Annotated in this window: 11 protein-coding genes; 3 read left to right on the forward strand and 8 right to left on the reverse strand. The window is 36.4% G+C overall.

What is annotated here, in order from left to right; all coding sequences use genetic code 11:
* A complete protein-coding gene (locus BHE19_RS02780) occupies window positions 1-4,338 on the forward strand; it encodes an RHS repeat domain-containing protein (RefSeq protein ID WP_070905852.1) in 4,338 nt (1,445 codons plus the stop codon).
* 1,167 nt (window positions 4,339-5,505) lie between these two features.
* Here BHE19_RS02780 and gldD read toward each other — a convergent pair.
* From gldD to mutY, 4 genes are read right to left on the reverse strand one after another with little or no spacing between them, the layout of a single operon-like run.
* Window positions 5,506-6,066 (reverse strand): gliding motility lipoprotein GldD, encoded by a 561-nt coding sequence (gldD, locus tag BHE19_RS02790; RefSeq protein WP_017497249.1) that lies wholly within the window; start codon window positions 6,064-6,066, stop codon window positions 5,506-5,508.
* Between the two features lie 2 nt (window positions 6,067-6,068).
* The gene (locus tag BHE19_RS02795; RefSeq protein ID WP_070905854.1) at window positions 6,069-7,364 is read right to left on the reverse strand and encodes a gliding motility-associated protein GldE; all 1,296 of its coding nucleotides are present in this window, start codon (window positions 7,362-7,364) and stop codon (window positions 6,069-6,071) included.
* A 23-nt stretch (window positions 7,365-7,387) separates the two neighbouring features.
* Window positions 7,388-7,828 (reverse strand): single-stranded DNA-binding protein, encoded by a 441-nt coding sequence (locus tag BHE19_RS02800; RefSeq protein WP_017497251.1) that lies wholly within the window; start codon window positions 7,826-7,828, stop codon window positions 7,388-7,390.
* 37 nt (window positions 7,829-7,865) lie between these two features.
* Window positions 7,866-8,912 carry an A/G-specific adenine glycosylase gene (gene mutY / locus BHE19_RS02805; protein WP_070905855.1) on the reverse strand — a complete coding sequence of 349 codons (1,047 nt, stop codon included), beginning with the start codon at window positions 8,910-8,912 and terminating at the stop codon, window positions 7,866-7,868.
* 140 nt (window positions 8,913-9,052) lie between these two features.
* Here mutY and BHE19_RS02810 point away from each other — a divergent pair, with 140 nt between their 5' ends.
* On the forward strand, window positions 9,053-9,343 hold the full coding sequence (locus BHE19_RS02810) for an HU family DNA-binding protein (RefSeq protein WP_007805026.1): 291 nt from the start codon (window positions 9,053-9,055) through the stop codon (window positions 9,341-9,343).
* 390 nt (window positions 9,344-9,733) lie between these two features.
* Entirely contained in the window at window positions 9,734-11,278 is a 1,545-nt protein-coding gene (locus tag BHE19_RS02815; protein ID WP_017497253.1) for an Rne/Rng family ribonuclease, read from the forward strand.
* Between the two features lie 177 nt (window positions 11,279-11,455).
* Here BHE19_RS02815 and BHE19_RS02820 read toward each other — a convergent pair whose 3' ends face one another.
* The 4 genes from BHE19_RS02820 to BHE19_RS02835 all read right to left on the reverse strand — a co-directional run bounded on the left by BHE19_RS02820 (window position 11,456) and on the right by BHE19_RS02835 (window position 20,770).
* Entirely contained in the window at window positions 11,456-12,028 is a 573-nt protein-coding gene (locus BHE19_RS02820) for a Crp/Fnr family transcriptional regulator (protein ID WP_070905856.1), read from the reverse strand.
* A gap of 43 nt (window positions 12,029-12,071) precedes the next feature.
* On the reverse strand, window positions 12,072-12,296 hold the full coding sequence (locus tag BHE19_RS02825) for a DUF2798 domain-containing protein (protein ID WP_070905857.1): 225 nt from the start codon (window positions 12,294-12,296) through the stop codon (window positions 12,072-12,074).
* 114 nt (window positions 12,297-12,410) lie between these two features.
* Window positions 12,411-14,786 (reverse strand): penicillin-binding protein 1C, encoded by a 2,376-nt coding sequence (pbpC, locus tag BHE19_RS02830; protein ID WP_070905858.1) that lies wholly within the window; start codon window positions 14,784-14,786, stop codon window positions 12,411-12,413.
* A 314-nt stretch (window positions 14,787-15,100) separates the two neighbouring features.
* On the reverse strand, window positions 15,101-20,770 hold the full coding sequence (locus BHE19_RS02835; RefSeq protein WP_070905859.1) for an alpha-2-macroglobulin family protein: 5,670 nt from the start codon (window positions 20,768-20,770) through the stop codon (window positions 15,101-15,103).
* Window positions 20,771-21,014 lie beyond the last annotated feature (244 nt).

Genomic DNA, 21,014 nt, shown 5'->3' on the forward strand with positions numbered 1-21,014 from the left:
ATGAAGAAAATTTTATATAAACTATTGTATCTGATAGTTTTATTCAGCTGTTGTAATTCATATTCACAAGAAACCTCAAAGCCAGCCGTAACTCAACGAATGATAGAGCCTATAGAGCCAGGTTGTGATGAAAATGAAAAATATCCATGGTTTTATGATAATGACGGTGATGGATTTGGAGATTCCAATTATTCACAAATGGCTTGTTCACAACCGAATGATAAATGGGTAAGCAACAGCGATGATTGCAATGACAATAATCCAGCTATAACCTATTATACCTGGTATTACGATGGAGATAAGGACGGCTTCGGAACAATAGACCTAACAACAACAAGTTGTACGCAACCCGCAGGTTATGTTGACAATAATTTAGACTGTAACGATAACAATAAAGACATACACCCTAATACCAAATGGTATATCGATACTAATGGAGATGGGATTGTTTCCGAACTTGATACAAATTATGTTATTAGCTGTACAAAACCAAGTGGTAATTATATTGCTATTGGCACAGATTCAAACGCACATTGGATTCATAATATCAATTTTGATGTTATGGGAAATATTGTTGGCATTAATCGATTGTATTTTGATGATTTAGGAAAATCTGATATAAGTCTGTCTAAAAATTACGTAACCAATAAAATATGGGGTACAGAAACCACTTATGATGATTTTGGGAGGCCGGATAAAACATCTTTTGTCGCGCCATCACCACTAAGCACTTTTGAAAAAACTAATTTTCTTAAAAGTAATGCCGAAGTAATTACAGGTTCCTACCCTCCTATTCTTTCACTAAATAACATTGCTGCAAACAATACTTATAAAGCCACACAATCTATAACTGTAACCGGAACTGTAGCCTCTGGCTTAAATGTAAATCTTACTGCTCCGGTTATCACATTAAGCAATACCTTTAGCATTACCGCAACATCAGGAAGTAGTTTTGTACTAACCGCCGCTTATCTTCAGGACGTTTCTGCAAATCCAAGTCTGGCAAATTATTACAGCGACAATAATACAGATGAGCCCTACCAAGCTACAGCAACACATCCTTTTGCTCAAAATAACTATGATTCCTTAAATCCGGGCAATATAATAAATGTTGTAGGTGGTAATAAAATAAATGGAGAATGGAAAACCGGATATACCTACACTGTTCCTGCTGCTCAAGAAATGTATTATGTTTATGGTTCTGATTATTATGATGGAACAATTTCTAATGGAAAAGAAGAGGTTATCACTAAGTTTTACAAATCTGTAAGTACCGATGCAAATGGCAATGAAAATGTGGCTTTTGCGGATGGAGAAGGGAAATTATTAGCAACTGCAAGATCAGGTGGTTCAACTACCTATCCAGTAGTTTCACTTATTGGTACACAAGGTTTTGTTGATGTACATATTCCAGCAGGAATAACATCAGGAATATCCTTAATTGGAGGCGCTGGTTTATATAAAATATATGATTTAAAAACAGGATTAATCACCTCTGGCCTAACCAGCGGAAATGCCTACAGAGTTGAAGCTATTACACCTCCTGCATCAGATCCTAAAACGTATATCTCTGGAGGGCAACCTACCTATGATCCTGGTTCATTAGGAATTACTTATAGCGTAAACTATTATGATTATACTGTAAATATCTATAATAAAACTGGTCAGCTAGTAAAAACAATACAGCCAAATGGCTATAGCAACAACACTACCGTAGTGGCTAGCCCAAGCCATATGACTTCAGCAAATTTTGCTACAACATATGTCTATAATGCTCTAGGGCAATTAACAGCAACAACAAGCCCAGATCAAGGAACTAGCAAATTTGCATACAGGAAAGATGGTCAAATTCGGTACTCACAAAGCGCACTCCAGACTGATACAAAAGTTTCATACACCGACTATGATGATTTAGGAAGACCAAAAGAAAGTGGTGTAATTGCGAATAATTGGACAACAGCCAATGTTAACCCTGACGGAGCATTGATTTCAGGAACTCGTACAGAGCAAACGTGTACTATATACGATGATACTGAGAACAACCTTACTTCTGTCGCAATACCAACAAATCTAAATTTAAACAGTGTATTAGCAACTGCAGGAATAAACAGCGCAAACTATACACAAAACAATTTATCCGGAAATGTTGCGGTTACTTTTACTAAACCTGAAACCACAATAACAGCAATTACCTGGTACAGTTATGATCTATACGGAAGAACCGAATGGATTGTACAATATAATGAAGGATTAGGGGCTAAGACGATTCATTACGAATACAATTACAAAGGCGATGTTAAAAAAGTTTTATTTCAAAAAGATAAAATTGCAGAACTTTTTGCACATCAATATACCTACAACTCAAATAATGCCTTAATTAAAGTACAAACATCAACAGATAATACCAATTTTACAACAAATGCAGATTACAGCTACTATCAAACCGGAGAATTAAAGCGTATTAATATAGCACAAGGTACGCAGGGTATAGATTATGTCTACACATTGGGAGGACAACTAAAAAGCATCAACCATCCAAGTTTAGAAGCCTCAAAAGATCCTGGAAGTGATGCAAATGATGTATTCGGATTAACACTCGACTATTACAATGGAGATTATTTACGTACTGGCCGTAACATAACTTCTTCTCCTTCTGCCGGAGCAGATTATAATGGAAATATAAAAGCTGCACGTTGGGCCAATAAAGGCATTGCAGGAGACTACTCTGGAGCTACAGCCAATCAAAAAGGATACCTATACAATTATGATCGTAACAACTGGTTAACAGGAGCTGTATTTGGGAACACAAATTCGGGTACAGCTGCTATTAGTCCTATTGCAGGTTTAGCAGAAGGCGGATTAACCTATGATGCTAATGGGAATATCAAAACCTTACAAAGAACTAATGAAGCAGGGACTGTAGTAGACAATCTAACTTATAATTATACTAATATTGGCAATAATCAATTAAATAGTATTACTGAAAATGCAGCTGCCACATCATCTGACCCTAATGATATTGAAAATCAAGGAACAGGTAATTATGTTTATGATGTTATTGGGCAACTAAAACAAAATGTTTCAGAAAATTTATTTTATTTTTACAACACACAAGGATTAGTAACCGAAGTAAAAAAAGGCTCTAATACTGTTGTGAAGTTCTTTTATAATGACAGAGGACAACGTATTAAAAAAGAAAGTTATAATACAACCTCTTTTGCTTTACAGAATACTACTTTCTACCAATTTGATCTATCAGGTAATACCTTGGCAATTTATAGTTTGCCAAGTGGTGGAAGTACAACACAAACCGAATTACCTATTTACGGGCTGAACCGTCTTGGGATTTATAAAAGAGCGAGTGGAATTGCCAGTTATGAAATCAAAGATCACTTAGGAAATGTTAGGTCTGTTATAGAAAAAGAAAGTGGCAGTCCAGTCATTAAATCATTTGCTGATTATTATCCTTTTGGAGAGCAATTGCCTTCTCGCAATGCATTAAGCAATTATCGCTTTGCTTATCAGGGTCAAGAATTAGATCAGGAAACTGGAATGGAAGCTTTCCAATTGCGACTTTGGGATGGAAGAATTGGGCGATGGTTGTCTACAGACCCTTATGGACAATATCCTTCTCCTTATTTAGGGATGGGAAACAATCCTATTTCCGGAATTGACCCTGACGGAGGCTTCTGGCAAGAATTAAAAAATTGGGTATTAGGCTCTGGTTGGATTAGCAATGCCGGCAGGGATAAATTAAATTCTGAAGGAATTACAGATTACACTTCTAAATTCTCAAAAACTCCTACAGATTCTAAAGGTTTTCATACTGTATCATACTCTAAAGATGGTGAAGTTTTTTTTAGGAGTTTTAGAAATGTTGATGATTTAAGATTTGAAGATGCAATTGGTTTTAAGGTTACTATGGGGGCACAAGCCGGATTTGATATTAGTAAAACTATTTCACTCGATGTGAAACTATTCGCAGTTAAAATGTTAGAATGGGATGTATACAAGGGATGGTATAACATTTCGACTTCAAATGAAAGTAGCATGGATTTTTTAAACTTTAAAATTGCATGGATGGGGGCAAGTGCTGAAGCTGGGTTTACTGTTGCAGGTCCTAAAAATAAAGGATTAGGTGCTCAAGATTTTTCAGGAAAAGTACAAGGAGGATATACATCCCTGCTTCAAGCCGGTTATGATTTTAACACCGACGATCCTCTAAATAATGGATTTTATACTCAACATGGGGTCGCATTAGGAGGTGGTGCAATAATAGAAGTAGAATTCTACTGTCATTCTAAAATGCATCACGGATTACAAATAGAAAAAAAATGACAACAAAATACAAATTAACATCTGATCTTGGAATTATATTTACTCATGTTTGTAATATAATCGGAGTAATTATACTTTTTTTCCTTATTTATAGCATTTTAATTGTCGAGATTGGCGCAATAATTTTTTGTTTAATTCTAGAGTCATTTCTTTATTTAAAATTTTATCGATTTTTTTCTAAATTTAAAAATGTTACTTTCGATATTAATTTCTTTTATTTTGAAAATGAAGTCATACCAATTAAAAACATCACAAATCTTAAAAAAGGAAGAATTACATACACTTACAAAAATGAGACAAAAGAATTACATTACAATTATTTTTACGGAATCAATTACAATAAATTAAAAGAATTTCATAATAATTTAATTAATAGTATTTAATAACTAAATCACTCTGCACTGTCAAGTACAGAGGTTTGTTTAAAGAGGGACTGAAAGTCCCTCTTTACTATTTATTCAAGAATGAAATTTGATTGAATCATCATCATATTTTCTTCTTTGATCCTCTAGATATTCATTTACCATCTCATCTATAAGATTTCTTGCACTCAATAACCGCTTGCCCAAAAATGTTTTTACCCAATAACATGCGTGAAGTTCTGGAATCTCCATTTATAATTTCCTTGAAATACGCCCTGTGAAACTTTAAAATTGAACTCAAATTTTGCTTTAGAGTATCTAAATATACATATGAACGTAATATGCACTCACAACTCCTTTCAACATTTTTACTCCTTCCACCTTGTATATGTGTATTAAAAGCCTAATACTATACAAAATCTACCTACTTTCTCATCGTGTGATATTCCATTTGCAATAGTTTCTTATTTTTCTTTCTGAAGTATTGAAACGAGCACGAAGTCGGAGAGCTTCGTACTGTAAATGGTTCCTGAATTGTAAATAATAAAAATCGGAATCAATATCTCGAAGGTCTGCTTTTGCCTCTTCAGGGCAATACTTACCATTAATTTATTTCATAGTGCGCTGCTCTATGCTATTGCTGAGGCTCTTTCAGAGCGATGGCCTTCAATATTTACGCTTACTACTTGTCTCCTACAGGTTCTTTCGGATTGATGCAAAATTTAATTCTTTAAAAACCTTAAAAATAAAATGCCCCCAAATAGTATTTAACTTTTTGAGGGCAGTATAAAATCAAGTCTATCGTTTATTTCCACTTTAACGTTTCCATCAGTCTTTGCATATCATTTCTGATATAACTTGCGGCCGGCATAACCGAATCGAAATTAGGCTTCGCATAAAAATAAACCGATCCTGTGATAAAGTGTTTTGTACTGTCTGTAACGTAAAATTGTGAGTTTGTAGCGGCATTTCCGTCTACGCGGTAAAACATTCCATAAACCTTTTTTTGAGGGTTTAAATAGGGCTGTTCTAAAATATCATCTGCCTTAATAACATGCTCGTAGGTTAACTTCTGAGCATCTTTGAGCAATTTCACTATATCTCCCTGTACCGGCTTATAAGTAAGGTAAATTGTAGCTTTCATTTTTGGATAGGTGATTGCAAATCCGCAATTTTTCTCTCCTTTGATTACGGCCGCTTCATTCATTTCAAAAGTAAAAGGGCAATTGTTTTCAAAACCCACATATTTGGCTTCAGGATAGTCCAAACGAAGGAAACCGGCAGGTTTTGGCACTACATCATCTTTACAACTTAAAACAGTCAATGCCAGTAAAATTGTTGCTAGTGAAATGGTCTTTTTTAGCATTCTTAATCTATTGTTACTTTTATTTGTTTTACACGTTTCTTATCAACTGTTTCTATAGTAAAAACACAGTTTTCGAACGCTATTTTTTGATCTTTTTTAGGAAAATTACCCAAAATCTCTAAAATGAATCCGGCCAATGTCTCGGCTTCACCTTTATGAGATTCAAAGATTTCTTCATTAACCGCTACGATTCTGTAAAAATCTTTGAGATTAATTTTCCCTTCAAAAAGAAAATTCTTTTCATCTATCTGAGAGAAATTCAGATTCTCGTCGTCAAACTCATCACTGATATCCCCTACAATCTCCTCAATAACGTCTTCCAGAGAAACTAATCCTGACGTTCCGCCATATTCATCCACCACTATCGCCAAATGGCTTTTGAGGCTCTGAAAATCCTTCAATAAATTATCCAGCTTCTTGTTCTCCGGAACAAAAAATGCTTTTCTGATTAAAGAGGTCCAGTCAAATTCTTCCTTATCAATATGCGGCAACAAATCCTTGACAAACAAAACGCCTTCTATCTGGTCTATATTGTCGCGATACACCGGAATTCTCGAAAAACCTTTTTCTATTATTTTAGGACAAATCCCGGAAAAAGGTTCTGACATTTCTAAAGCAAAAATATCAATTCTCGGACTCATTACCTGCTTGGTATCAGTATTACCAAAAGATACGATCCCTTCCAGTATTTTTTGCTCTTCTGTTGATGTACCTTCCGAATCTGTTAATTCCAAAGCTTGTGAAAGTTGATTTACAGAGAAATTATTCTTCTGCTTCCCTAATTTATGATGCAAATATAATGTAACACTTCGCATCGGCAAACTGATTGGTGTGAGTAATTTATCTAATACAGCCAATGGATAGGCGGTACGTTTTGCAAATTTTACATTGTTACGGCTGGCATAAACTTTAGGGAGTACTTCTCCGAACAACAAAATTAGCGAAGTAACCAGAATAATCTCGAGAATAAACTTAAGAGCCGGAGACTCTATGGCTCCAAAAATATTCTGGCCTATAAAAGAAAACAGAATAACTGTTGCGATATTAAAAAGATTATTGGCAACTAATAAGGTTGCGAGAAGTTTCTTAGGCCTGTCTAAAAGTCTGGAGATAATTTTTCCTTTTGAATGATTCTCCTGCAAGGTGTCGTCGATATCTTTTTGAGACAAAGAGAAAAGTGCCACTTCGGCACCTGACACTATCGCTGATAAAAACAGCAAAATAAATATTCCGACAAAGCCAATTATCAAATTGATGTCTACTGTCGTATTAAGAAACAAACTGGGCTCCGGGTCCAAATTAAAAAGAATTAGTTATACATTCAAAAAGGCAGATCGTTTATAGGTAAGCCTTCATTTGCTGCGTCAAAGTTAGTGTTTTTTGGCGACTCACTGTCCTGATTAGGTTTATGATTTCCGGTTTCTTTTTTGGTATTCAAGAAAGTAAACTCAGTCACCTGAATTTCTGTGGTATATTTTGTAGTACCGTCTTCAGCTTGCCATTGACGTGATTTTATACGTCCTTCAATAAATATCTTGTCTCCTTTCGACAAATATTTTTCGCAAATTTCGGCCGCTTTATTGCGCACAACTAAATTATGCCATTCAGTTGAAGTAATTTTCTCATTGGTCGTTTTATTGATATAAACTTCGTTTGTAGCCAATTGAAAACGCCCGATGCAGTTTCCTCCCTCAAAATAATGCATTTTTACATCATCGCCTAAATGGCCGATTAACATCACTTTATTTAATGTTCCGTTCATAGTTTGTTAGTGGTATTTATCCCAAAGATACATTATTTTAGCAAATTATTTCCTGCTTTTCCAGAAAATTGTGAATCACAATTGGAAAAGGAAAAACATTTAATTCGCTGGCTTTCAAGCCATTTTCTATTAAACCCTCAATTTTAACCTTCCAGAACTGTATGTGCAGATGTTGGTGCGAAAGTTTATGAATAACAGTACTTTCTGGATAATCTTCTATACCTATAATTGTATACGATGTAAAAACAGTGTCTGTGACTGCTTTCGAAACTACATCAAAGTCTACGATTTTATCTGTTTCCAAAAGCGGAAACTCATACAGATTGTGCCAGATTCCTTTTGCCGTTCTTTTCTGAAGTATGGTATTTCCTAAAGCGTCTTCTACAATGAGATAATTAAAGAAACGATTGGTTACCTTAATTTTCTTAGACTTAACCGGCAAAACGGCTACCTTTTTCTTCTGTAATGCTGCACAGCTATCATTAAAGTCACAAACCGTACAATCAGGACTTTTAGGCACACATTGCAAAGCTCCGAACTCCATTATCGCCTGATTAAAAATAGCAGGATTATCCTTTGGCATTAATTCATAAGCCAGTTCCGTAAACTCTTTTTTAGTTGCAGGCGAAGCAATATCAGATTCAATATCAAAATAACGAGAAAGTACTCTGAATACATTTCCATCCACTACAGGAACAGTCTCATTATAAGAAAAGGAGGCAATTGCTGCAGCCGTGTATTCTCCAACACCCTTTAATTTTAAAAGTTCTTTATAATTAGGAGGAAAAACACCGTTGAGCTCATTGGCAACATATTGAGCTGTTTTATGCAAATTTCGGGCACGTGAATAATAGCCTAATCCCTGCCAAAGTTTCAAAACCTGTTCTTCTGAAGCATTTGCCAAATCAAATACGGTAGGAAATTCCTTCGTAAAAGCAAAAAAGTAAGGTGTTCCTTGCGCAACTCGAGTCTGTTGCAACATAATTTCTGAGAGCCAAATATGGTATGGATTGGTCGTTTTACGCCATGGCAAATCACGTTTGTTTTGTAAATACCATTTTATCAACACGTTAGAAAAATTCATTGCAAAATACTTAGAATACAAAAGTAAATGTTTATGTAATTAAAATTTAACGATTTAGCTTGATTAATTATTTTTTTAATTCTTATATTTGCAAACTCAAAAAAATAGTACACCATTTATAAAATAAAATAGGAAAGAAAATGACGAAAGCAGATATCGTAGCGAAAATTTCGGAGAAACTAGGTCTTGAAAAAGGAGATGTTCAAGCAACAGTTGAAACTTTTATGGAAGAAGTTAAAACTTCACTAGAAACTGGAGACAATGTTTACCTAAGAGGTTTTGGAAGTTTTATTGTAAAAACAAGAGCTGAAAAAACTGGTAGAAACATTTCTAAGAACACCACTATCAAAATTCCAGCACACAATATTCCTGCGTTTAAACCTGCAAAAGTTTTTGTAGAAGGAGTAAAAACAAATAACGAAGCAAAGTAATACTATTAATTAATTATAAAATCGACACGATATGCCAAGTGGTAAAAAAAGAAAGAGACATAAGGTAGCTACTCACAAACGTAAAAAAAGAGCGAGAGCTAACCGTCACAAGAAGAAAAAGTAGTTTTAAACTACTTTTTTCTTTTTAAACGTTCATTGAAATTGAAAATTAGTATTCAGTCATCAGTATTTAGTGCTCAGTCCACTGATTACTTAAAACTGCAAACTGCCAGCTAGTTTTCCCCGGGTTCAATACCTGTTAAAAATATTGTTTAATCCATCCTTACAATTAGGCCTTAAGCTATAAGCTTTAAGCTTTAAGCAATTTATTTTGCTTACTGCCTACTGCCTACTGCCTATTGCTAGAAAGTTCGGATAAAAATTTACAGTGTGAATAAAGAATTAATCATTAGATCTAGTTCTGAAGCCGTAGATTTTGCCTTATTAAAAGATGGAAAACTAATTGAATTACACAAAGAAGAAGAGAAAAGCAACTTTCAGGTTGGTGATATTTTTATTGCTAAAATCCGAAAACCAGTTGCCGGACTTAATGCTGCTTTTGTAAATGTAGGCTTCGAAAAAGACGCTTTTTTACATTATCATGACTTAGGTCCAAACTTAGCTTCCCAACTGAAATTCATAAAACTTGTAAGCGCAGGTAAAATAAAAGATTTCTCCCTAAAAACCTTTCAGTTTGAAAAAGAGATTGACAAAGATGGCATCATTACTGATATTTTAAGTGCCAATCAATCTGTTTTAGTTCAAGTTGTAAAAGAACCTATATCGACCAAAGGCCCAAGGATAAGCGCTGAGCTTTCATTGGCAGGAAGATTTATTGTTCTCGTTCCGTTTTCTGACCGTGTTTCTATTTCTCAAAAAATAGAAGATAAAAAGGAAAAGGATCGTCTAAAAAAACTTGTTCTATCGATCAAACCTAAAGGATTTGGTGTTATTGTTCGCACAGTAGCCGAAGGCAAAAACGTAGCCGAATTAGAAAAAGATTTGCAGAACCTGCTTGGCAGATGGACTGCAATGTGTAAAAAATTACCAACTGCTCATCATCCCTCAAAAGTATTAGGAGAACTCAACAGAGCTTCTTCAATATTAAGAGACGTTTTCAACGATACCTTTAGTGGTATTCAAATAGATGATGAAGAGTTGTACCATCAAACGAAGGAATATCTGCAAGAAATTGCACCTTCAAAACAATCGATTGTTAAGTTTTATCAATCAAATGACACTCCAATTTTTGAGAAATACAATATAGAGAGACAAATCAAAACTTCTTTTGGAAGAACCGTCTCCATGAGTAAAGGTGCTTATCTTATTATCGAACATACTGAAGCTCTTCACGTTATAGACGTAAATAGCGGAAATCGTTCAAATAAAGCAACCAACCAGGAAGACACTGCCATGGAAGTGAATATGATTGCCGCCGCCGAAATTGCCAGACAACTTCGTTTGCGTGATATGGGCGGAATAATCGTAGTTGATTTTATCGATATGTCTAATCCAGAAAACAGGAAGGTTTTGTTCGACTTCTTGCGAGAAGAAATGAGCGACGATAAAGCAAAGCATAAAATCTTACCGCCTAGTAAATTTGGTTTAGTTCAGATTACCAGACAACGCGTAAGACCAGAAGTTAATATTAAAACCAGAGAAGAAGATCCAAACAATGAACATGGCGAAATTGAAGCGCCAATTTTAATCATTGATAAAATCTCATCTGATTTAGATAGAATTCTAAAAACCCACAAAAAAGTCGTGCTTAATGTACATCCGTTTGTGGCTGCATACCTCAGTAAAGGTTTTCCATCATTACGTTCAAAATGGTTTTTTGAACATAAGAAATGGGTGAAAATCATACCTCGTGACGCTTACACGTACTTAGAATACCATTTCTATGATAAAAAAGGAAATGTTATTTCAGAATAAAAAAACAAAAACCGCCTTTCGAAAGACTGGCGGTTTTTTTGTGCGCTTTTTTACGTATTCCCAAAAAAAACATTTTGGATACGACAGTCAGCCTGAGCGGAGTCGAAGGCTTTCTCATTAAAGAAGGGCTTCGACTTCGCTCAGCCGGACACGTATACGCAATAATCTTGTAAAAATTTAGTAACGCTTAGATTTTAGCCTACTTAATGTTTCTTGTGAAATATTAAGGTAAGTTGCTACTATTCGATTGGATAAACGCTGAATAATTTGAGGATTTATACTCATTAGCTGTTTGTATCTTTCTGTTGCATCAAGAGTAAGGAAAGACATAAGCCTGTTAGTATTATTTACATATGCTTTTTCTAAATAATAACGATAGAACTTCTCCCAGGCCGGAATAACTTCCAATAGATAATAAAAATCGCTACTCGAAATGTATAGCAGTTCTGTTGGCTCTAACGCCTGAATAAATTCTAAAGACGGCTCGTTTGAAATAAAGCTGCACAATGCTGTTGCAAAATTATTTTCGAACGCTAAATATCGTGTTGCTTCCTGACCGTCTTCAGTAATAAAATAGATTCGCAAACAACCGGAACCAACAAAAAAACTTCGTTGGTTAGTTTGCCCATGAACCACTAATAGTTCATTCTTTTCTGCGGTTGAAGATTTAAAGTAAGAAAGAATTACAACCAGCTCTTCCTCGGTAACCGTTATAATACTTTTGATATAATTTGCGAGCTGCTCTTTCATTTCTTAATTTCTTCTAATTGTAAACCTAAAAACACACTACAGATTAGGATCCTGTAGTTGTCTTTTCTGCTAGTTTTCTGGCATTTGGAATAATGATAAAGGCTGCAATATAGGCAACCGGCAGCATCACACTCCAAGCTTTCAGAAACTTTAAAAACCAATCTTCCCCAAATCCATAATTCCGCATTAACCCTACAAATGCCATAATCAATGTCATTGGAATTACAACAAACAATGTGTTGATGTACTTAAAATACTTTTTGTTCATTTTAAAATTTATTTAATATTAATTGAACACAAAGATGTATAAACCCAAAAGTATAAAGTTTGATATAAATCAAAAAACACTTTTCAAACCAGAATTAGATTCTTTATAAAAATCTTATTCCCTCACAATCTCAATTTTCCGTCTGATTTCATTGCCGGAAGCATCTACTACTGTGATATAATGCGTTCCCGAAGTTGGCGTAACCGGTAATTCATGAAAAGTTTTTGTGGTAGCTTTATAAACGTCATCTACGTACCAAAAAAGCTCTTTCTCTCTTTCGGAATAGGCTACTTTTAAAATCACGGGCTGAACTTTGCTATTAAAATCTTTGGTTAAATAAATTTTACCGTTGGTTTTGGGATAAATAAAATCCATTGTTGTGGTTTGTGTACCCTGACAGCCTTCTTTAAAGGGAGGCAAAGGCAAGTACTCAATATGCTGGCTCTTATAATACCATGCCATAACCGGAGGTAAAACAAACCAGTTTTTTGTCACAATATTATCAATACTCTCACAACTGCTGTTTACCTGAAATTGTCCGGTTATATCGAGATGAACCGTTTTGTGATAAGGACAAACGCTAGTCGATTTCCCTTTTTTGGGAACCCATTGCTTTATTTTCGGACAGCCGTCTTTGGCCAAATAGCCGCTTAAACGACACACCTCAACTTCTGCTAAATCTTTATAAGGCGTTTGAAACCATCTTTGTCTTGGCAGTAAATTAAAAACATCAAATAAAATCGGTGCGGCACTTGTAACTCCTGTTAAAGTAGGCCTGCCCTCACCTGTTGCATTCCCAACCCAAATTCCCACTACATATCTTGAATTTGTACCAATTGCCCAAGCATCGCGATTACCAAAACTGGTTCCGGTTTTCCACGCAATTTTAAGAGAGCTGTCGTAAAACTTCCAGGCTTCATCTCCTTCCGGCCTGTTGACCTCTTCCATGGCATTGTAAGCTGCCCAAATTGATCCGGCACCTAAGATGTTCTTCTGATCACTTTCTGAGCCAAAATCGGGTTCAAAATTGCTCTTATAATTTAATTCCGTAAATTCATTCGTTCGGTATTGTGCCTGATTCTTAACATAATAATTTAATGTGGAAGACAGATTTGCATACGTTCGGCACAAATCCCACAAATTACTTTCGGCCCCTCCTAAAATAAGTGACAATCCGTAATGATCGGGTGTTTTATTGATATCCTTCAATTTAAACTTTTGCAATTCCTCATAAAATTTATTCACGCCAAACTCCTGCAGCATCAAAACCGACGGGATATTGAGAGAGCGCGACAAAGCCCGATGTGCCGGAACCGCTCCGTCAAAGGTCAGATTGAAGTTTTGGGGAGTGTAACCTGCAATCTGCGTTGGAATATCGGCAACTAAAGTATTCGGCAGTAATTCCCCATCGTCCAGCATTCCGGCATATAAAAGAGGTTTCAGAATACTACCCGTACTTCTGGGTGCATCGATAATGTCAACATCTTTTTGATGGTCTTTATCGGTTGGGGCATTCCCCACATAACTGATTACATTTCGATTGGAAACATCAATGACCAAAATCGCCAGATTGTGTACTTCATTCTGCTTGTATTGATTGTAATAGTATCTGGCAATTTGATTGACCCTGTTTTGCAGCGCATAATCAATCGTAGTTTTTACCCTTGTTCCTTCCTGATCTTTAGCAGCTCTTTGCAATAAATGAGGGGCTATCTGAGGCAAATCGTACGGTTTTTGAGGCAACGGTTCTTCAATGGCAAGTTCATACGTTTGCTGATCAATTACACCTTCTTTATGCAATTTAAGGAGAAGTCGGTTTCGCTTGTTTAATAATTTGATTTGATTTTTTCCAGGATAAATCAGACTCGGTGCATTGGGTAAAACTGCCAGTGTAGCATTTTCTGCCCATGACAATTGATTGGACTGCACGCCAAAATAACGCCACGAAGCCATTTCGAGCCCGACAACATTTCCTCCAAATGGAGCATGGGCCGCATATAACTCGAGAATTTCATCTTTAGAATATCCCAATTCCAATCGCGTGGCGAGAATCATTTCGATCAATTTTTCAAAATAGGTTCTTCCTTTTCCTTTTCGGGACAATCGGATGACTTGTTGCGTCAGTGTACTTCCGCCTCGAACTACTTTTCCAGCTTTTTGGTTTTGTTTGATGGCATTTACCATCGCAACCGGATTAAAACCGGGGTGTTTATAGAAATACTCGTCTTCAAAATAAACAATACATTTCTTGAATTTATCCGGTACACTGTCCTGTGCCGGAAAACGCCATTGTCCGTCAGGAGCGATTTTAGCTCCCAGCAGTTCTCCTTCTTTACTTTCGATAACCGTTGAGTACGGCTCTTTAAACAATGTTCGGGGAATGGAGAAATAATAAATCAGCAAGAGCACAAATGCAATTGCTGATTTTATTTTATTCTTTTTAATCCAATTTATAATGCGTTGTGAAAACGCGATAAGTTTATTTTTCAACGTAATATTTATTTAACCGCGAAGTCGCTACGTTATTCGCTAAGTCCGCAATGTTTTTTTGCTCGCAGATTCCGCAGATTTTGCAGATTTTATTTTATTTGCCTGATCTGCAAAATCTGCGTGAAACTATATTTTACTACAAATTACGTAAAGTTTATTAGCCACAGATTATACAGATTAAAAAGATTATTTTCTTTCGCTACGACTCAAGCGATAGCGAACAGGCGAAGCAATTCACGAACTGAATCAATTTAAATTCTTGAATTCGTGGCAAACAAATCTGTATTAATCTTCATAATCTGTGTCCCATATTTTTATTTCACAACCTCAACCCAGAATCCTTTTGTTCTGGCCAGGAAGGTGTTGTCGTACATCGCTTCGCACTGCAATCCCGGTAAATAATAATTCCCTAAATACGATGCATTTAACAGGATTCGGAATACTTTGGTCTCTCTGGATTTCATTCCAAAATAGAAGTTGGTTCTGTCGTCGCGAATATCAATATAGTCTGCAATATTATTTACTGCATCACCGTAGTCTGTAAAACGGGTATTAACGATTTCAAATCCTGAAGGCAAGATTTGTGACAGTGCCACATTCTGAACGCTTTCATTTCTTTGATTTCTAACCGTAACTTCTGCAACAAATTCAGTTCCCTGACTGATTTTCGAAACATTAATAACACCACCTTTTCTGTTTTTGAAAACAATATTAGCAGAAACATCACTCTGAATCGCATTTTCCTGTCCGATTGGTAATATTCCGGTATTTAAAACTCTAACGTAAACCGTGTTGTTTTTAAGATTCTTCAGGACAACACTATTGGCACCAGTCTGAACGGTTAAACTTCTGTCGGCAATTGTTTTTTGCGTATTTATAGTTTCTCCTTTTCCATTTTTACTGAATTGAAGATTAATTCCTTTAGGTCCGTTGCTCGCAGCAAATTTAGACATGGCATACAGGCAATAAGCAGTTGTTTGCGTACTCATCCATTGGTTCGTCGACATTTCTTTAGCTAGTTTAGAAGCCATAGTGAATGCTTTTTGGTTTTGTCCTAAAAGCAGCATTGTTTCTAAAGCCATCGCTCTGTTTCTCTCGCTTGATCCATAATAGTAATAATTGTACTCGCTGGACTCGTTGTCAATACTGGTGCGCAATAATAAATTTTGCCCTGCCGATTTTTGTCCGGCTAAAACATAAGCAGCAGCCAGACGAAGCCTACTTTCGTTTGAAATGCCTTTTGTTTCTCGCAATCTGTTCATCGAAGACAAATCGGCATTGCCTGCCAGCGCCAACGTATACAATCGGTAAGCCTGAGCAAGATCATTACCGTATTTAGGTTCAAAACGCCATTGTTTGGCTTCTCTTTGCTGATAAGAAATCCATTTTGATTTGAAGTTAATCGGTAAAACATACCCTTTTTTCTCTGCTTCAATCAGGAAATGCCCGGCATAAGAAGAGCCCCAATCATCGGCAGTGGTACTTCCCTGCCAATACGTTAAGCCGCCTGATGGCAATTGAAAACTTCCTAACTTGCTAATTCCGGCCGTTATATTCTTTTGAATGATTCCTTTTCGGGTATTGTCCAAATCAACAATATCGCTTAAAAATAACTGTGGAAAAACAGACGAAGTGGTTTGCTCAACACAGCCATGCGGATACTGAATGAGGTATTGCAGTCTTCCATTGAGATTGATGGTTGGCATTGAGGAAACTTCCAGTCTGGCTTTATTGCTTCCGGAAACTCCAAAAGTTTTCCAGCTAATGGTTTTGGTACTATTTGGAGGTAAAACAACATCCGTATATGTATTTGTAACCGGATTAGGATTGGTCATATCGATCTCTACATCATATACTGACTTCTCTTTTCCTGATGTCGCAATTACCTGCACTTTTCCAATTCCGGTAGCAGAACCTACTACCAAATTGAAATAGGCCATTTTTTCGTCAGGTTGGGCAAAACTCAGACTTTGTGCAGCACTTCCCATTACTTTTAATCCGCCGCTTGTTCTAAGCTGAATCGTTACCTTCTTAATATTCTTTTCGGTAGCAAAAACGGTTACCGGAATAGTTACTTTTTCTGAAGGCGATATTTTTCGAGGTAATGAAGCCAATACCATCAACGGACTTTTAACCGGTGTTGCTTTTTCGACACTTCCGTAGGCACTTGTATTGGCGTCACCAGCAACGACCATGGTACGAACCGAACCTATGTATTTAGGCAATTTCAGCTGATGTGCTTGCGTTTGACCTTTTTCTAATTTGAATGGTCCGTAGTACAACACTACTGGTTTAAATCGGTTGGCTTTTTTAGCTTTACCGCCACCTAAGTCCTGATCTCCACCAATACTGAAAATTTGATTTATTTTTCCTCCGTATGCCCCAATTACATCATCATAAATATCCCAGGTTTTAACTCCTAAGGCTTCACGAACATAAAAACTGTCCCAGGCATTTGGTGTTTTAAAACGGGTTAAGTCTAAAAGTCCTTCATCTACAACTGCAATAGTGTACGTCATTTCTTTTCCGGTTTTCTCTCCCACTTTTACGGTAAAAGTCTGCTCCGGTTTTAAAACATCCGGCATGGAGAGTGTTGGCGCCAGAATGGTATTTTTATCCACCACTTCTATCGGAACGATTCCATACATACGAATAGGTGAATCGTTTTTAGTTGAAGCATGCGGCTGCAAGAGTGTGATGTTAAAATACACGTTTGGTGCCATTGCTGCCGTAATCGGAATTTCGACTTTAGTTTCTCCCTGTTTTGTTTTGGCCCAGATGGTCTGCACCACTTTTGAACCGTTTTCGATCGAAATCAAAGCGCGGCCTCCTTCACTGGAAGGAAAAGATATCTGTGCTTTTTCGCCTACAGCATAATTTTTCTTATCGGTAGAGAATACCAGCATATTGGCTGTAGATGCATCTCTGTTGCGGGTTTTTCCAGACCAGATTGGCCAGTCAATATTTACGGTTAAAGCAGTGGCGTGTCCGTCTGTGTGATCGGCAACACGTATCAAATAGCGTCCCCATTCTTCATCGGTTAAAGAAAACTGAATACTTCCTTTTCCGTTGGAATCTGTATTGATCACAAAAGATTTATAAGAAGTGGTCGCATCCGATGAGTTGTAATTTGAAAGATTATCACTGGAAGCGTCCCACCACCAGCGCCAATCTACTTTATACACTTTTACCTCGAGATTTTTCACAGATTTTGGTCTTCCATTTTCATCGACAGTAACAATATCAAAACGGTTGTTTGTTCTGGTTTCCAGCATTCCATATTTATTAGGTTCCGGTGCTTTTATCCCAACATAAGTTTTGTAGGGTGAATAAGTCGTCGAAATAACATCCGTACTAAAATCACCTCCTTCTTCATATACTTTTGTAATGAAGGCGGCACGCAACATACCGGGAGCCTGCCCTTGTAGTTTTGGGTGGATATCCACCGATGCTTTTCCGTTCTCATTTAATTTTCCGGAGAAAACATTAATTTCCTCTGAACTGAACTGACGCACCAAATCGTCAAAATTAAATTTCTCATATCCTTTAAATGTAGTAGTCTGCTGTGAAAATTTTGCCTGCATTTCTACATTCAGATTTTTTGCAATGGCACCATGAAGCCAGGTCACTTCAAGTGTACTGGTGTTTGGATAAGAGGATGATAGTGTTTTTCTGGAGAAATTATTTTTAATTTTTAAACGATTCGGTTTAATCGTTTCGATTTTAATGCTTTTGTAAAACTTAGCACCACCCACACTTATCATTGCTTCCCAATTTCCTGTTGGCGCGTCGGCACTAGTTGGAACGATAAAACTGTAATGATTCAGGTCGTTTGTTTTCTGAATCGTCTGATAAGTTGTTTTACCATTCGGATCGTTTAATCTAAATTTAATCGGGTGTGATTTTGGAAGTTTATTCGACGCATCGTTTAAGATAAAGGACAAATACACGTTATCTCCCGGACGCCAAACACCACGCTCACCGTAGATAAATCCTTTTAAGCCTTTTTGCAAAGTTTCACCTGCAACATCAAAATTACTTACCGATAACGAATAACCGTCATCCAACTTCACATAAGTAGACTGATCTCCTAAAGTAACAATAGCAAAGTAAGCAAACTTGTTGAGCTGAAACGAAGCAATTCCTTCACTGCTTGTTGCAGCAGTTGCGATTTTTTGCTGTTGAAAGGTGTACAGATCCACTCTCGCATTTGAAACCGGCTCTGTGGTTACGATATTATTGACTGCAAAGAGATACGATTTATTTTCACCTCTTTTGGCTATAACCCCTAAATCGGTTGCTAAGATATTTGTCGCAATTCTGGCATTATAGTAGTACGATCCTGTACAAGGATCCTGACTTTCTCTCCAGTCGTAATCGTCATAATAGTAATCATCATACGAATTGCCACTGTAGTTAACATCATTTTCATCTACTTCCTCCTCCTCTTCCTCCGAACTCTCTTCGGAGGTTTCACATTTATAAAGGGAATATTTCTTTTTGTAAACAAATTCCACACGGTAAATTGCCCCTGGTTCCGGCGTAATGATTTTAGATAAATCGAGAGCAAAGGTGTTCCACTTAGCCGGATTTATCAGTTTGCTTTCGACTAAATTCAGTGTGGTTTTGGCTATGGGTTGTGCCACTTTCTTGAGATTCTGACTTCCGTTCAGTTCATTATACTGCAAAAACTGAAGAATATTGTTCTTGTAAATCTTATACACCTTTACATCAACCGCACTTAGATTGACTGCTTCAAAATTCAACTTCAGATTGTTTGAACTTGGCAGAATCGTTCCGTTTTTAACCAATCGAACGTTAGGTTTTATTTGGTCAAAATTGATTTTCTCGGTATAATTGGCGTCCATCTTTTTGCCGTACTGACTTTCAATTCCCTGAAAAACTTCGAGCAATAATTCTCCCGATAAAACTGGTTCCGGTTCCTGAGTCTCTTCCTCGTTCTGAACCACTACCACAGCACTGCTATCCGTAACAACTGCCGCAGAATCAACTACAACTGCTGACGAATCAACTGCCAACTCTGCACTTTCTTCTGCCACTGCCGGAACTTCTTTTTTCTCCGGAGCTGTATTGCTAAAATATACTTTCAGGACATTCCCCTGAGTCGAAAATTTTAAATTGTTTGTATTCTGAATAGAAACCAATCCTTTAAAATCCTGCCCTTTTTCCAAAGGTTCCGAGAAATTAATTAAAAGGGACTGATTGTTCCCTTCCGGAATATCGACTTTTACAATTTTAAATTCATTCACCCCTGTAATTGGATAATCCAATTGCCCTTTCTGCTCAATATCAAAATCACTTCCGTCGTATGCGATTTCCAGATTCGAAGCTTCTAAAAACCGCTGAATACTATCAATTTTGAAACGGAATTCTTTAGCTGTTCCCGTTTGTTTTTCAAATTTAATTTTAACCTCTTTCCCGTTCTGATTGGCTGTAACTAACTTTTTAGCTGTTTCAACATCCATATTATCAGCCGTTTTTAAAACGCAGTTCAGATACTGGTAATCTTTACTATACGATTGAATATCCTCAGTATTAATAGTAAAATCCTGTTTGATGGTTTTAACGGTAAAGTTGAACTTTGAAAGTTCCTTCTCTTTTTCCTTTGGAATGGTGATCAGCTTATCTAAGTTTAAAGTCACCTGATATTCTGTTCCTGCTTCCAGTTTTTTCTCCGGGATAAAAGCAATCGTATTGGTGGAGAGTGCTACTACTTTTCCGTGTACATTTGGCGAGATATCAAACAAATCGTCGTCTAATTCCTGATTCACTTTCCATTCTTTTTTATCAAAAGCCAAAACAACTCTAATATCAGATTCCGAAGAGACGATACCTCCCGTAAAACTAACAATGTATTCTTTGAATAATGAAAAATCGGAATTGAAATCGGCTGCTGATTTGCGGCCACAGGATTGAAAAATAAAAAACGTACAAAACACGAGAAATAGTCCTTTTACTTTCACTTTTATTTAGAATTACAGGTTTACGAATTTGGAAATTGACAGTGTACTTTAGCTTCTACCGCTATATAAATAAACTAGTGGTGTGTCAATTATATTGCATAAATATAATGTATTTTTCTAAATCTTTTAAGAGGAAAATTCTCCAAAGCAAAATATTTAAATGCTCTTAGGGGTAAAAATGATTTACAGCATTTTCAGAGACTATTTCAGATAAGTTCTTCTATTTTTCATTACTTCAGAAAGT

This window comes from Flavobacterium tructae, assembly GCF_001853485.1.
Taxonomy (GTDB): domain Bacteria; phylum Bacteroidota; class Bacteroidia; order Flavobacteriales; family Flavobacteriaceae; genus Flavobacterium; species Flavobacterium tructae.

Excerpts from the sequence above, each read along its gene's own strand:
- BHE19_RS02780 (WP_070905852.1), top strand. The coding sequence starts at position 1 with ATGAAGAAAATTTTATATAAACTATTGTATCTGATAGTTTTATTCAGC.
- gldD (WP_017497249.1), bottom strand. The coding sequence starts at position 6,066 with ATGCTAAAAAAGACCATTTCACTAGCAACAATTTTACTGGCATTGACT.
- BHE19_RS02800 (WP_017497251.1), bottom strand. The coding sequence starts at position 7,828 with ATGAACGGAACATTAAATAAAGTGATGTTAATCGGCCATTTAGGCGAT.
- mutY (WP_070905855.1), bottom strand. The coding sequence starts at position 8,912 with ATGAATTTTTCTAACGTGTTGATAAAATGGTATTTACAAAACAAACGT.
- BHE19_RS02810 (WP_007805026.1), top strand. The coding sequence starts at position 9,053 with ATGACGAAAGCAGATATCGTAGCGAAAATTTCGGAGAAACTAGGTCTT.
- BHE19_RS02820 (WP_070905856.1), bottom strand. The coding sequence starts at position 12,028 with ATGAAAGAGCAGCTCGCAAATTATATCAAAAGTATTATAACGGTTACC.
- BHE19_RS02825 (WP_070905857.1), bottom strand. The coding sequence starts at position 12,296 with ATGAACAAAAAGTATTTTAAGTACATCAACACATTGTTTGTTGTAATT.